10 protein-coding genes are annotated in these 14,922 nt (G+C 63.0%); 2 read left to right on the forward strand and 8 right to left on the reverse strand.

Annotated elements, in window-relative coordinates; genetic code table 11:
* Positions 1–27 precede the first annotated feature (27 nt).
* Together treS and glgB are read left to right on the forward strand one after the other, a co-directional pair.
* Complete coding sequence (gene treS / locus HYE77_RS01370) at positions 28–3,375, forward strand: maltose alpha-D-glucosyltransferase (RefSeq protein WP_177068295.1); 3,348 nt, start codon at positions 28–30, stop codon at positions 3,373–3,375.
* Complete coding sequence (gene glgB / locus HYE77_RS01375; protein WP_177068296.1) at positions 3,372–5,606, forward strand: 1,4-alpha-glucan branching protein GlgB; 2,235 nt, start codon at positions 3,372–3,374, stop codon at positions 5,604–5,606. The genes treS and glgB overlap by 4 nt, the downstream gene beginning before the upstream one ends.
* Positions 5,607–5,735: 129 nt before the next feature.
* On the opposite strand, the gene HYE77_RS01380 is transcribed toward glgB, so the two are convergent.
* The 8 genes from HYE77_RS01380 to HYE77_RS01415 all read right to left on the reverse strand — a co-directional run bounded on the left by HYE77_RS01380 (position 5,736) and on the right by HYE77_RS01415 (position 14,922).
* Positions 5,736–8,321: an autotransporter outer membrane beta-barrel domain-containing protein gene (locus tag HYE77_RS01380; RefSeq protein ID WP_177068297.1), complete on the reverse strand. Its 2,586-nt coding sequence runs from the start codon at positions 8,319–8,321 to the stop codon at positions 5,736–5,738.
* A 95-nt stretch (positions 8,322–8,416) separates the two neighbouring features.
* A complete protein-coding gene (locus HYE77_RS01385) occupies positions 8,417–9,178 on the reverse strand; it encodes a PIG-L deacetylase family protein (protein WP_087692380.1) in 762 nt (253 codons plus the stop codon).
* Positions 9,179–9,365: 187 nt separating this feature from the next.
* On the reverse strand, positions 9,366–10,025 hold the full coding sequence (locus HYE77_RS01390) for a glycosyltransferase family 2 protein (protein ID WP_003207526.1): 660 nt from the start codon (positions 10,023–10,025) through the stop codon (positions 9,366–9,368).
* A complete protein-coding gene (locus tag HYE77_RS01395; protein WP_177068298.1) occupies positions 10,022–10,621 on the reverse strand; it encodes an SAM-dependent methyltransferase in 600 nt (199 codons plus the stop codon). The genes HYE77_RS01390 and HYE77_RS01395 overlap by 4 nt, the downstream gene beginning before the upstream one ends.
* Positions 10,618–11,376, reverse strand: coding sequence for a PIG-L deacetylase family protein (locus tag HYE77_RS01400; protein WP_003207531.1), 759 nt, complete (start codon positions 11,374–11,376; stop codon positions 10,618–10,620). The genes HYE77_RS01395 and HYE77_RS01400 overlap by 4 nt, the downstream gene beginning before the upstream one ends.
* Positions 11,373–12,371, reverse strand: a complete 999-nt coding sequence (locus HYE77_RS01405) for an acyl-CoA dehydrogenase family protein (protein ID WP_102368888.1) — start codon at positions 12,369–12,371, stop codon at positions 11,373–11,375. The genes HYE77_RS01400 and HYE77_RS01405 overlap by 4 nt, the downstream gene beginning before the upstream one ends.
* A 1-nt stretch (position 12,372) precedes the next feature.
* Positions 12,373–14,532: a glycogen debranching protein GlgX gene (glgX, locus tag HYE77_RS01410; RefSeq protein ID WP_003207536.1), complete on the reverse strand. Its 2,160-nt coding sequence runs from the start codon at positions 14,530–14,532 to the stop codon at positions 12,373–12,375.
* Positions 14,533–14,655: 123 nt separating this feature from the next.
* Positions 14,656–14,922, reverse strand: coding sequence for a DUF2934 domain-containing protein (locus HYE77_RS01415; protein ID WP_003207537.1), 267 nt, complete (start codon positions 14,920–14,922; stop codon positions 14,656–14,658).

Genomic DNA, 14,922 nt, shown 5'->3' on the forward strand with positions numbered 1-14,922 from the left:
CCCTCACGAATTTTCCAGGAGTTTCCAATGGCGAAGAAACCCAAGGCTGCCACCTTTATCAAAGATCCGCTCTGGTACAAAGACGCGGTGATTTATCAGGTTCACGTCAAATCCTATTTCGACTCCAACAACGACGGCATCGGTGATTTTCCCGGGCTGATCGCCAAGCTCGACTACATCGCCGACCTTGGTGTGAACACCATCTGGCTACTACCGTTCTACCCCTCGCCACGCCGTGACGATGGCTACGACATCGCCGAATACCGCGGCGTGCACAGCGACTACGGGACCATGGCCGATGCCAAGCGCTTTATCGCCGAAGCCCATAAACGCGGGCTGCGGGTGATCACCGAGCTGGTGATCAACCACACCTCCGACCAGCACCCCTGGTTCCAGCGCGCCCGCAAGGCCAAGCCCGGCTCGGCGGCGCGGGATTTCTATGTATGGTCCGATGACGACCAGAAATACGACGGCACCCGGATCATTTTCCTCGACACCGAAAAGTCCAACTGGACCTGGGACCCGGTCGCCGGCCAGTACTTCTGGCACCGCTTTTACTCCCACCAGCCGGACCTCAACTTCGATAACCCGCAGGTCATGAAAGCCGTCCTGTCGGTGATGCGCTACTGGCTCGACATGGGCATCGACGGCCTGCGCCTGGACGCGATTCCATACCTGATCGAGCGCGACGGCACCAACAACGAAAACCTCCCCGAAACCCACGACGTGCTCAAGCAGATCCGCGCCGAGATCGACGCCAACTACCCCGACCGCATGCTCCTGGCCGAAGCCAACCAATGGCCGGAAGACACCCAGTTGTACTTCGGGGACAAAAAGGGCGACGACGGCGATGAGTGCCATATGGCGTTCCACTTCCCGCTGATGCCGCGCATGTACATGGCGCTGGCCCAGGAAGACCGTTTCCCGATCACCGACATCCTGCGCCAGACCCCGGAGATCCCGGCCAATTGCCAATGGGCAATCTTCCTGCGCAACCACGATGAACTGACCCTGGAAATGGTCACCGACAAAGAGCGCGACTACCTCTGGAACTATTACGCTGCCGACCGCCGTGCACGTATCAACCTGGGGATTCGCCGCCGCCTGGCGCCGCTGATGGAACGCGACCGCCGGCGCATCGAGCTGCTCAACAGCCTGCTGTTGTCGATGCCGGGCACGCCGACCCTGTATTACGGCGATGAAATCGGCATGGGCGACAACATCTACCTCGGTGACCGCGACGGCGTGCGTACGCCGATGCAATGGTCCATCGACCGCAACGGCGGCTTCTCCCGCGCCGACCCGGCCAGCCTGGTATTGCCGCCGATCATGGACCCGCAATACGGCTACCAGTCGGTCAACGTCGAAACCCAGACCCAGGACCCGCACTCGTTGCTGAACTGGACGCGGCGCATGCTCGCGGTGCGTAAACAGTCCAAGGCGTTCGGTCGCGGCAGCCTGAAAATGCTCTCGCCCAGCAACCGCCGCATCCTGGCGTATACCCGCGAATACGCAGGCGCCGATGGCAAGAATGAAATCATCCTGTGCGTCGCCAACGTGTCCCGCAGTGCCCAGGCCGCAGAACTGGACCTCTCGGCGTTTGCCGGCATGGTTCCGGTGGAGATGCTCGGTGGCAATGCCTTCCCGCCCATTGGCCAGCTGAATTTCCTGCTGACCCTGGCGCCGTATGGCTTCTACTGGTTCGTGCTGGCGGCGGAAAACCAGATGCCAAGCTGGCACGTGGAACCGGCACAAAGCATCCCGGACTTCACCACCCTGGTGCTGAAGAAACGCATGGAAGAATTGCTCGAAGCACCGTGCCGCACCACCCTGGAACAGAATGCGTTGCCGGCGTGGCTGCCCAAGCGCCGCTGGTTTGCCAGCAAGGATACGGCAATCGACAGCGTGCACATCGCTTATGGCGTGCGCTTCGGCGACCCGCAGCATCCGGTGCTGCTCAGTGAAATCGAAGTCACCAGCGCCGGCCAGGTCAGCCGCTATCAGCTGCCGTTCGGCTTCCTTGGCGAAGACCAGTTCACCAGCGCCTTGCCGCAACAACTTGCGCTTGCCCGTGTACGGCGAGTGCGTCAGGTAGGTTTGGTGACCGATGCCTTCAGCCTCGACACTTATATCCGCGGCGTGATCCAAGGCCTGCAGGCCAAAACCGTCCTCGACTCCACCGATGGCGAGATTCGCTTCGAGCCCACGGCGCAGTTGGCCAAGCTGGAATTGAACGACGAGTCGGAAGTGCGCTACCTCGCGGCGGAGCAGTCCAACAGTTCCGTGGTGGTGGGCGGCAGCCTGGTGCTCAAGCTGATCCGTAAAGTCAGCGCCGGGGTTCACCCCGAGCTGGAAATGGGCGCCTACCTGACCGAGGCCGGCTACGAGCATATCTCGCCGCTGTTGGGCTCGGTGATCCGCCACGACGCCGATGGCCAGGACAACCTGCTGATGATCGCCCAGGGTTACCTGAGCAACCAGGGCGACGCTTGGGGCTGGACCCAGAATAACCTGGAGCGAGCGATTCGCGACGAACTGGCCGAAGCCATGTCCGAGCAGGAACAGCACTACAACGCCCTTGGCGAGCTGGCGGATTTCGCCGGCTTGCTCGGCCATCGCCTGGGCGAGATGCACCTGGTGCTGGCGGCGCCCACCACTAACAAGGCGTTCAAGCCCGAGGTCACAACCCTCAAGGACAGCCAGGGCTGGGCCAGGCACGTGGGCGCACAAATCGACCACGCCTTGCAGTTGCTCAAACAGCATCAAACCAAGTTGAACCCTGCCGATCAGGCGTTGGTCAGTGCTTTACTGGAGCAGAAAAAGGCCATCGCCAGTCACGTTCAGGACCTGGCGAAAGCCACGGTGGGCGGGTTGCGCATTCGCGTGCACGGCGACCTGCACCTGGGCCAGGTACTGGTGGTCAAGGGTGATGCCTACCTCATCGACTTCGAGGGCGAACCGGCGCGGCCGCTGCCTGAGCGTCGCGGCAAACACAGCCCGTACAAGGATGTGAGCGGGGTGCTGCGCTCGTTTGATTACGCGGCGGCCATGGCGGTGAATGTGCAGGGCGTCGACCAGTCGCCCGAGGCCAATGCGTCCCGGCAACGTGTGGCGGATCGCTACTTGCATGAGGCCAGGCAGGCATTTATCCAGGCCTATCACGCTGCCACGACTACACTGGCCCATGACTGGCAGGATGCCAAAGGCCAGGACGCAGCGCTGGCGTTGTTCAGCCTGGAGAAGGCCGCGTACGAAGTGGCCTACGAAGCAGAGAATCGCCCGAGCTGGTTGCCGGTGCCGTTGCAAGGTTTGCACGGGCTGCTCAGCGGGTTGAAACCAATATCGAAAACTGCACGCGGTGGGGAGACGTCATGAGTTTTACAAGCAAAGAACCGCTGCAGGAAAAGTTGAGTGTGATGCCCAAGCCTGCTGATATCGAAGCCCTGGTGCGGGCCGAGCACCATGATCCATTCTCGATCCTGGGTCCCCATGACGACGAGCAGGGCGGCCAGTTCATTCGCGCCTTCCTGCCGGAAGCACTGAGTGTCCAGGTCCTGGCCCGCGACAGCGGCGAGCACATCGGCAGCCTCGATGCGACCCAGGTGCCGGGCTTGTTTGTCGGGCATTTCGGCAGCCGTCAGGCGTACTTGCTGAAGATCCAGTGGGCCGGTGGCGAACAGATCACCGAAGACCCTTACAGCTTCCAGCAACTGCTGCTGGGGGAGATGGACGTGTATCTGTTTGCCGAAGGCAATCACCGCGACCTGAGCAGTTGCCTCGGGGCACAAGTGACCAGCGTCGACGGCGTCCAGGGCGTGCGTTTTGCGGTATGGGCACCGAATGCCCGCCGGGTCTCGGTGGTGGGCGACTTCAATATCTGGGACGGGCGCCGTCATCCGATGCGCCTGCGCCATCCGTCCGGTGTGTGGGAGATTTTCATCCCGCGCCTGCAACCCGGCGCGGCCTACAAGTATGAAATCCTCGGTGCCCACGGCATTCTGCCGCTCAAGGCCGACCCCATGGCCCTGGCCACGCAGTTGCCGCCGGATACTGCGTCCAAGGTCGCTTCGCCGCTGCAGGTCGACTGGCAGGACCACGACTGGATGCAATCGCGCAGCGAGCGACAAAAGCCTAGCGCACCCTTGTCGATCTACGAGTTGCATGCCGGTTCCTGGCAGTGCGAGCTGGATGAAGTCGGCGAGGTGTCCCGCCAGTACAGTTGGCGCGAGCTGACCGAGCGGTTGATCCCTTATGTACAGCAGTTGGGCTTCACCCATATCGAACTGATGCCGATCATGGAGCACCCGTTCGGCGGCTCATGGGGTTATCAGGCGCTGTCACAATTTGCCCCGACGGCACGTTTCGGCTCGCCGGAGGATTTCGCGTTTTTCGTCAACGCCTGCCATCAGGCCGACATCGGCGTGATCCTGGATTGGGTGCCGGCGCATTTCCCCACCGACACCCACGGCCTGGCGCAATTCGACGGCACCGCGCTGTACGAATACGCCAACCCGCTGGAAGGCTTCCACCAGGATTGGGACACCCTGATCTACAACCTCGGCCGCACCGAAGTCCACGGCTTCATGCTGGCGTCGGCGTTGCACTGGCTCAAGCATTTCCATATCGATGGCCTGCGGGTGGATGCGGTGGCCTCGATGCTGTACCGCGACTATTCGCGCAAGGCCGGTGAATGGGTACCCAACCGCCACGGCGGGCGGGAAAACCTTGAGGCCATCGACTTCCTGCGCCACCTCAACGATGTCGTTGCCCTTGAGGCTCCCGGCGCGCTGGTGATCGCCGAGGAGTCCACCGCATGGCCGGGCGTAAGCCAGCCGACCCAACAGGGCGGCCTGGGCTTCAACTACAAGTGGAACATGGGCTGGATGCACGATTCGCTGCACTACATCCAGCAGGACCCGGTGTACCGTGCCCATCACCACAACGAGCTGAGTTTCGGCCTGGTGTATGCCTGGTCCGAGCGTTTTATCCTGCCGATTTCCCACGATGAAGTGGTGCACGGCAAACACTCGTTGATCGACAAGATGCCCGGCGACCGCTGGCAGAAATTTGCCAACCTGCGGGCGTACCTGAGCTTCATGTGGATGCACCCGGGCAAGAAGCTGCTGTTCATGGGCTGCGAGTTCGGCCAATGGCGCGAGTGGAACCACGATCAGCAACTGGACTGGTACCTGCTGCAATACCCCGAACACCGGGGCGTGCAGAAACTGGTGGGCGACCTCAACCGTCTGTACCGCGAAGAGCCGGCGCTGCATGACCAGGACGACGCACCACAGGGCTTCCAGTGGTTGATTGGGGATGACGCGATCAACAGCGTCTACGCCTGGTTGCGCTGGAGCAAGGATGGCAGGCCGGTGCTGGTGGTGGCCAACTTCACGCCGGTGCCGCGTGAGGCCTACAAGGTCGGCGTGCCGTTTGCCGGGCGCTGGAGCGAGGTGATCAACAGCGATGCCGACACCTATGCCGGTTCCAACTTCGGCAACGGTGGCGGGGCGTTTACGGAGGAGGAGCCCAGGCATGGGCAGCCGTTGTCGCTGTCGTTGAACCTGCCGCCATTGGGCGTGCTGATCCTGCGACCGGACGCCTGACTTCCAGCCGATGAAGACCCCATGTGGGAGCGGGCTTGCTCGCGAATGCGCAGTACCAGTGCCAGATTTTTTGGCTGACACACTGCATTCGCGAGCAAGCCCGCTCCCACAGTGGGGATGTGTTGTGGCTTAGAAGTCGACCCTTATGCCAATCGTGCCTTTGCGCCCATTCAGCTGATTACTGTCCAGATTGCTGTTGTACCCCACCTCGCCATACACACTGACCGTGCTCGATACCTGCATCGTTGCCCCGGCGCTGACGTCCAGCGTGGTGGATTTCTGTTCGGTATGGATGTTCGTACTGTCATTGAACGTGACGGTGTTATTCCCGGCGCTGGCGTGCCACACGTTGGTACGCACATAAGGCAGCAGGGGCATGCCGCTCACGCTGTAGCTGCCCTTGAGGCGGACACCGAGACGAGTGACGACGTTAGTGTCGGCGCGGAATGAGACATCCGAGATTCCGTCGTTCTGGCTGTCCACATAGCTTCTATCGACAATCACCTGGGCCTGCGGCTCAACCTCCCACTGTTCCGACACCGCAAACGGCATTCCCACCTCCACAGACCCCAGCACGTTGTGGCCCTTGGTTGGGAGTTTGACGCCCCGGTCGGATTCACTGTGGCCATCGAACCGCGTGCCCATCAGCACGACATCGATATAGGCGCGGTTGGCGCCGATTAGCGTCCAATACGCGCCCAGGCTGTCACCGCGCAGGGTGGTGTTGCCGGCGTCCTTGCCCTGAAAACCGCCATTGAAACCCGCCACATTGCCGGTCAGGCGGCTGTGGCCGACAAAGAAGCCGAAGCGTTGGGTCAGGCCAGCGTCGTTGGTCCAGGCATACAGGTCAGTGCCAACCTGGAAACCGGACAGGGAGCTGTCCAGCGACGGGCTGACGGTGCCGGCGAATGATTGCCGCGTGCTGCTGCCATACACCCGGCCCCAACCGGCCGCTAAAGCGCCAGGTTGACGTTGCAGGCTTTGATCGCCCGTGCGTTCGTGGTAGGTGCCCAGCATGCCCTGGACCATCTGCTGCACGGCGGGAAACAACACGGCATACACCGGGACTTCCGGGCGATAGATGGGTATGGGTTCTTCTCCCGGGAAAATCCCCGGGAGGTCCGGCGTGCCGTCGGCGGGGACGGGGGGGAGAATGCCCACTGGGTCGTCAGGATCCTCAGGGTTGGGCAGCGGCGGCGCCACCACCGAGGACCGCAGGAACCAGTTTTGCCCGGTGCCCGGCGTTACGCCTCCTTTGAACAGGTAGTACTCATAGGCGCCTGCGGAAACGGATCCACCGCGCAGGGTAAACGCCAGGTCGCTGTTCGTGGCACCGTTAAGCGCCTCAACCACCTGGATGCCGTTCTGCAGCGTCATGGCGCCGGGGCCGGCAAGGTTGGTGACGGTGATGGTAGTGCCGCCTTGCAGCGTGCCCTGGCTGACTACCAGCTTGTCACTGGCCGAGCCGTCGGCGCCGAGTACCGATTGCAGCGCCAGTTCGCCACCATTGCCGGTGTAGTTGCCGTTGACGGTCAGGCTGTCGGTGGCGCTGGAACTGCCGGTGGTCATGTCGATCAGGCCGCCGTTGTTCAGGTTGGCTGGTTGCCCGGCCGTGAAGGGGCTGATGCTGCCCTGTGTTACCTGCAGGGCGGCGCTGCCAAAAATATTCAGGGTACCGGTGGCCGTAGCGCTGTCACCGAGCTTGAAGTCGCCGCCCAGGGTCAGGCGCGAATTGTTGTCCAGGTTGACGGTTTCCCAGTTGACATAGCGGGTTGGCGTGGCGGATCGGGTGTTGTCGAAGGTCAGGGTGTCGTTACCCAAACCACCATCCAGAAGTGGTGTGGAGGCCAGGGTGGTTTCGGTCAGGTTGAGCAGGAAACCCCTGTCAGCGCCATCACCCATGAGGATTTCCTTATGGATCAGACCGCCGCTTTCCCAAGTGAACTCATCGTTGCCAAAGCTGGCGAGGATCTGCCCACTTATTTCCCCTCCGCTGACGTTGATGATGTCGTCGCCGCCGCTGACGCTGATGTTGCCACCAACCGTTCCTCCGGACACCAGGATGGTGTCGTTTCCGAAGCCAGTAACGAGGTTGCCGATGATCGCTCCACCCCGCAGGTCAAACAGGTTGTTGTCGAGCTTCATGTCGACCCGTCCGATGCTGCCACCGGTCATCAGCGCTACATCTCCATCTTCAAAGGCGCCGACAATCCTGCCGCTGCTCATGGTGAACTCGTCACGGCCGTCGCCCTGAGCCAGTGAGGCGACGGTGCCACCGCTCTGGAAGTACTGGTCTACCCCGTCACCCTGGGAGATTGCACCGGAGCTGCCGCCGCTGATTTGCGCAATATCACCGCCCGCGCCTTGCGTCACCGTGCCGGAGATATTGCCATTGAACAGCTGGAAAATATTTCTTCCGTCACCTTGATTGATCGCACCGTTGATCGCGCCGGAATCCATCGTGACCCGATCATCTCCCGCGCCATAAGTCACGTTGCCGACGATGATGCCGGTGCCGCCGACGGGGAACTCAAGGATGTTGCTTCCTTGTAAATCCGTCAGCGCGCCAGCACTGCCATCGCTGCACAGGGTGGTGTCGTTGCCTGCGGTTATGACCAGCGTACAGGCGGCGTGCGCGGGGAGGGGCCAATTGAGCAACAGCGTCGTCACGCTGCAGACGCTCAGATACGTCACTGATGAAAACCGCGTGCTCATGATTCGCCCTCCCTGCAAGCCGGTGTTCCAAGCTAGCCACACAGAAAGAGCGTTCGCTACTGTCAGAAGTTACAGGTATAGACGAGTGGGTGCGCCTACAAAAATACAATCTCATAGGGCTCGCGCATGCGCTCCAGCAGCACCTGTGCCAGGATCGGCGCCAGGCCGATTTCCGGGTCGCCTGCCAGTTGGCTGGCATAGGCGTGGGCGGCGTGCAGCTTGCGGGCGACGCTCCAGGTGTCGAGCCGCACCTTGCGCGCGCGCTGCCAGGGGATGGCGGCGGTTTCCCGAAGCGGCCAGTGCCACGCCCAGATCGGCAGTTCGTGCAAGCGCACGCCCTTGACTGCGCAGGCTTTGGCAGCGGCACGGCCGACGGCGTCGTGGTCGTCATTGCCGTCGTTGCGCCAGGTGGTGAACACCACGTCGCCGGGTTGCAGGTAGCGCGCAATGAACTGGCTCATTTGCTGTTCCCGCGCGGCCAGGGCGTTGTCGGCGAAACCGCCGCGGATCCATTTCAGGCTGTGCAGGGGCACGCCCAGGCGGCGCAGGGCTTCGACACTTTCCTGGGGCCGCACCACGCTCAAGCGTTTGGCCGGCCACACGGTAGACCCCGGATGGCTGGCGCTGCCGTCGGTAATGGAGATCAGTTGCAGGGAGTATTCAAGGGTGCTGAGCAATTGCAGCAGACCGCCGCAGGCGATCACTTCGTCGCCGGGATGCGGGGCGATGATCACCACGCGGGCGCCCTTGGGCACCAGGGTTGCGGGGTTGATGGCAGGGATTTGCGCGAGTTGCGGGGCGCTGTTCCAGATTTGCGCGGGGCCCCGGCGGTTGTCACTTAACAGTGCAGGCTTCATGGGTGTCACGTCCTTGTTTATCGGTGGTGCAGGCCGTACCCCGTTGACGGGACGGCTCTTGTGGTACGCGAGCGTCAGGTACTGCACGCTCGCGGCGCGACGGCGTTCCAACCCTGGATTGCCGTGCAAGGAATAGTGATGATAGTTATGAATCGCCGCTTTAACACCGCCGGGTGTCGCAATTTTTTCAGGAGGCCTGCATCAGGCTCTTCAGGTAATCACCGAAGCCGCCCTGGGCGCGACAATCCAGGCGGGCACTGGTAATCACCTGGGGCGAGTGGCTCCAGGCAATGGAAGCCCCGCAGCGCTCCAGTTGGCGCACCAGCTCCACGTCTTCATGGCAGGGCAGGGGCTCGAAACCGCCGGCCCGCACGTAGGCGCCGGCACTGACGCCCAGGTTGGCGCCGTGGATATGCCGATGCCCGTCCCGGGCGGTGTAGGCCTGGTGATAGCGGATCTGCGCCGCCGGGTCGAAGCCCTCGCTCCAGGCGTCCACCGTCACCGTGCCGCACACCGCATCCACGCCCAGGGCCAGTTGCGCCACCAGCCAATCGGGAGCGACGCGGCTGTCGGCGTCGGTGCAGGAAATCCACCGCGCGCCGTTGTTAAGCAGGTGCCGCGCACCCACGCCGCGCACGTGGCCCACGTTTCGCGCCTGCACTTCCAGGCTGTGCACCTGGTATTCGCGGGCGATCATGGCGCTGCGGTCGCTGCAGCTGTCGAGCACTGTCAGAATCTGCACCTCTTCACCCAGCAGGCCCGGATGACTGGCGGCGACCATCGCAGCTTTCAGGCATTCGGGCAGCAGTTTTTCTTCGTTATGCACGGGTATCAGGATGCCGATCATCGCAGTCCCTCCAGGGTCGCAACCGTGGTGCCGTCGCGGCTCCACAAATCCAGTAGAAAATCGCTTTCGTGATGCTGCACCAGATGTGCCATGCCCAGGCGCTGACCGAGGCGCGCATGCACCTGTTCGGCGGTCTGCGGGCAGCCTTCGATGACCGGGCGCCAGTGGCAGGCGAGGATTTGTCCGTCAGGCGTCAGGGAGGCGAGGGCGCGATCGATCAGCCCATCGAAATCCTTCGGGTCCAGGTAGTAGCAAAGCTCGCTGAGCACGATCAGCTCGAAGGTTTCGCTGGGCCATTGCTGTGGCAGGCGGCTCTGCTGCACGGTGGCGTGGGTGAAGCCGCGCAGCCGCGCCTGTGCGAGGCTGACCGCCGCTTGTGCCGTGTCACAGCAGAGCAGGCGGTCACAGCGCGGGGCCAGCTCGAAGCTCAGTTCGCCATTGGCGCAGCCGGGTTCAAAGATCGAGGCATAGCGCGGCCGGGTCAGCAGCGCCAGGGTCAGGGCCCGCTTGCGCTGTTCATACCAGCGTTGCCGAAAGGCCCAAGGATCGTCGTTGCCGGCAAACAGCTCGTCGAAATAGGGCGTGGCGACACTCATACGAACACCACTTCAAAAGGTTGCAGCAGGCGCTCCAGCACATAGGGCGCGAGCACCGGTGGCAGGCCGATCTGCGGGTCGCCTTCCAACTGGCTGGCGAAGGCATGGATGGCGTGCCGTTTACGGGCCACGGCTTCAGGTGTCAGGGGGATTTTACGAGCGCGATCCCAGGGCACCTGGCTGTCTTCCGGGGTTGCCCAATGCCAGGTCCACACGGGCAGCTCGAGCAAGGTTGCGCCCACCGCCCGGGTCGCCTTGGCACTGGCACGGCCCACGGCCTCGTGGTCGCAATGACCGTCTTCGCGCCAGGTGGTGAAGACCACGTCGCCGGGCTTGAGGTAACGCTCGATGAAGCGGCTCAGGTCTTCTTCACCTGCGGCGACCTGGCTGTCGCTGAACCCGGCCCGCAACCATTTCAGGCTGTGCAACGGCAATCCCAGCCGGTGCAGGGCCTGCGCCGACTCTTGCGGCCGCACCACGCTCAGGCGTTCCACCGGCCAGCGGCGCGAGCCGGGATGACTGGCGCTGCCGTCGGTGACGGAGATCAGCAGGATAGGGCGATCCAGCGCGGCAAGGCCTTGCAGCAGGCCGCCGCAGCCAAGGACTTCGTCATCCGGATGTGGCGCGATGATCACGGCGCGGCTGCCTTCAGGCACCAGTTCGGCAATGTCTACGCAAGGCAGCTCGGCCAGTCGCGACGAGCTTTGCCACACATGCAAGGGCGTGCCCTGGCCGACGATTGGATTGATCTTCATAGTTCCCATCTCCCTGGGCGCTCATCGGCGACTTGTTGACCAAGGGCGGCCAGGTCGCGCTCGGCATGACTTTGCCGCAGGTACACCGGCAAGTCGGCCATCAACTGGGCAAAATGCGGGTCCTTGCAATACGGCCCGGCGCCCAGTGCTCGGCCGACATGGTGAATCACCTGGTCGACGGTTTCTTCGATACAGGCCCGTGCCTGTTGTGCCAGCAGCCGGGCATCTGCCTTGGGCTGCCGGTCGATATGGGTGGCGCTGTCGCGCAGCACACAGGCCGCGCTGTGCAAGGCACTGTCGACGCTGCCAAGGTGCGCCAGGGCGTGGGGCTCCGGGCGTTTTGCGCACTGCTCGCGCAAGGCCTCCGCCAAGCGTTGTGCCGCGCCGTACCAGCAGGCGGCGATGCCGATGCCGCCTTGCCAGAAGCCCGGGCGCGCCAAATAGTCCCCAGGCTTGCCGATGGCCAGGCCAACGGCGTCGTGGAAAAGCACTTCAACGCTGCCCGTAGCGGCCATGCCCACGGCGGCCCAGCCCTCATCGGTGACGGTTACGCCGGGCTGGTGCATTTGCACTGCAACCAGTTGCTGGCGATCCTCTTCATCCCACGCCGTGAGCAAGCCGTGGCTGACCACCGCCGCGCCCGAGCACCAGGCCTTACGGCCCTCCAGCCGCACACGTTGGCCGTCACGCCGGATCCGCACCTTGGCGGTGGGCGGTTCGGCCGCCCACATGCCCCACGTGCTGCCAACCGGCGGCAAGGGGCTGTCGAGTTCAGCGATGATCGCCAGGGCGTCCGTGTGGCCTTCAAACAATTTGCACAACCGCAGGTCATGGCCGGCGACTTGCGCCAGCCGGCTGAAGCGTTCCAACGTTTGCCCGCTGCCCGGCAAGGGCAACTGGTCCAGGCCTTCCTCCACCAAAGCCCTCAGCGCAGCGCCAAGGGCCTGGGTGTCCGGGTAATCCCGGTAGCCGCGAAGAAACTCATGCAAGGCCATGTCACACCTCGTCCTCATGCTGCAGTTCAAACAGCAGCAGCGAACGCCCGGTGACCGCGTATTCGTGATCGAAATCGAAGCGTTCCTGGCCACGCACTGCCGGCTGGTTGGTGTCGAGCATGCAGGTCCAGAAGCCGCCATCCGGCACCGGTGGCAGGCGGAAATTGACCATGTCGTGGTGGGCATTGACCACCAGCAACAACGTGGCATCGGCCCCCGGGCGGCGAATCCCGGTTTCCTGGGCGCGGCCATCCATCAGCATGCCCAGGCAACGGCCATGGCTGTCCTGCCATTGCTCGATGGTCATTTCATCGCCGCTCGGCGCGAGCCAGGTGACGTCCTTGACCCCGATATCTTCGTTGTAGTCGCCCACCAGGAAGCGCCCGCGACGCAGGATCGGGTACGCCAGGCGCAACTTGATCAGGCGCTTGACGAACTTGAGCAGGGCCTTGCCGTCTTCATCCAGTTCCCAATTGATCCAGCCGATCTCGCTGTCCTGGCAGTAGGCGTTGTTGTTGCCGTGCTGGGTCCGGGCGAACTCGTCACCGGCTACCAGCATTGGCGTGCCCTGGGCCAGCAGCAGGGTGGCGAAGAAATTGCGCATCTGGCGCAGGCGCAGCGCGTTGATTTCCGGGTCGTCGGTAGGGCCTTCGACACCGTGGTTCCACGACAGGTTGTTGTTGCTGCCGTCCTGGTTGTTCTCGTCGTTGGCTTCGTTGTGTTTGTCGTTGTAGGACACCAGGTCGTGCAGGGTGAAACCGTCGTGGGCGGTGATGAAGTTCACCGAGCTGTACGGCCGGCGGCCGCGCTGGTTGAACATCTCGCCCGAGGCGGTCATGCGTCCGGCGAAGTCGGCCAGTTGGCCGTCGTCACCTTTCCAGAACGAGCGCACGGTGTCGCGGAAACGGTCGTTCCATTCCACCCAGCCCGGCGGGAAACCGCCGACCTGATAGCCGCCGGGGCCACAGTCCCACGGCTCGGCAATCATTTTCACCTGGCGCAGCACCGGGTCCTGGCGGCAGGCCACGAGGAAGCTGTGGCGCTCGTCGAAACCGTCGCGGTAGCGGCCAAGGATGGTTGCCAGGTCGAAGCGGAAGCCGTCGACATGCATCTCGGTCGCCCAGTAGCGCAACGAGTCGGTGACCATTTGCAGCACGCACGGGTGGCTCAGGTCGAGGGTGTTGCCGGTGCCGGAATCGTTGATGTAGAAGCGCTTGTCATCGGGCATCAGGCGGTAGTACGAGGCGTTGTCGATGCCGCGCATGGACAGCGTCGGGCCTTGCTCGTTGCCTTCGGCGGTGTGGTTGTAGACCACGTCCAGGATCACTTCCAGCTTGGCTTCGTGCAGGTGCGCGACCATTTCCTTGAACTCGGCGATCTTGCCGCTGGCCAGGTAGCGCGGGTCCGGGGCGAAGAAGGCGATGCTGTTGTAGCCCCAGTAGTTGGTCATGCCTTTTTGCAGCAGGTGCTGGTCGTTGACGAAGGCGTGCACCGGCAGCAACTCGACCGATGAGACACCCAACTGGCGAATGTGCTTGAGCACATCGTCGACCATCAGCCCGGCGCAGGTGCCGCGCACTTCCTCAGGCACCGAAGGGTGGCGCATGGTGATGCCGCGCAGGTGGGTTTCATAAATGATCGTGCGATCCCACGGCGTGCGCACTGGCTGGTCGTTGCCCCAGGTGTGGGCCGGGTCGATGACTTTGCACTTGGGCACGAAGGGCGCGCTGTCGCGCTCGTCGAAACTGAGGTCGGCGTCCGGATGGCCAATGGTGTAGCCAAACAGGGCCTCGGACCATTTGAGTTCGCCCACCAGCTGTTTGGCGTAGGGGTCGATCAGCAATTTGTTGTGATTGAAGCGATGACCGTTGGCCGGGTCATAGGGACCGTACACGCGGTAGCCGTAGATCAGCCCGGGGTGGGCGTCGGGCAGGTAGCCGTGGAAGGTCTCGTCGGTGTATTCCGGCAGTTCGATGCGCTCCAGCTCGACTTCGCCGCTGTCGTCGAAAATGCACAGTTCGACTTTGGTGGCGTTGGCCGAGAACAGCGCAAAGTTGACCCCCAGACCGTCCCAGGTCGCGCCGAGAGGGAAGGGCAAACCTTCACGAATCCGCGACGGCTCGTTTTCCGGCGTCGAGTTGGGCTTGTTGGGTTTGCTCATTGAGATGCTCCTGCAAAAGGGTTTTTCCGGGCCGAACGGGGCCATTCCGGCGTGATGCCGGGTGGATATCGGTAGTTGGATAGCCTCCTGCGGTGCGGGCGCACCTGCAGGAGGATCTTTGGGTCAGGGTGCCTTGGGTTTCTTCGCAGCAGGCTTCTTCGCCGCCGGCACTGCGCTTGGCTTGGCTGCCGGTTTGGGCGCTGCCGCTGCGGGCTTGGCTTTTGGCTTGGCCTTGGCGGCGGCCTTCGGTGCCTTGGATGGCGTCAGCGCTTCGGCTTCCGCCAGTTTGCGCGCCATTTCCCAGTGTCGTGCGTCCTCGCCATGGGGTTTACCTTCAGATTCCCAGATCTGATGTGCCAATTCGCGGATGCGTTTGTCTTCAGTACTCAT

Source organism: Pseudomonas sp. IPO3774 (assembly GCF_013386835.1).
In the GTDB taxonomy this organism is placed as follows: Bacteria; Pseudomonadota; Gammaproteobacteria; order Pseudomonadales; family Pseudomonadaceae; genus Aquipseudomonas.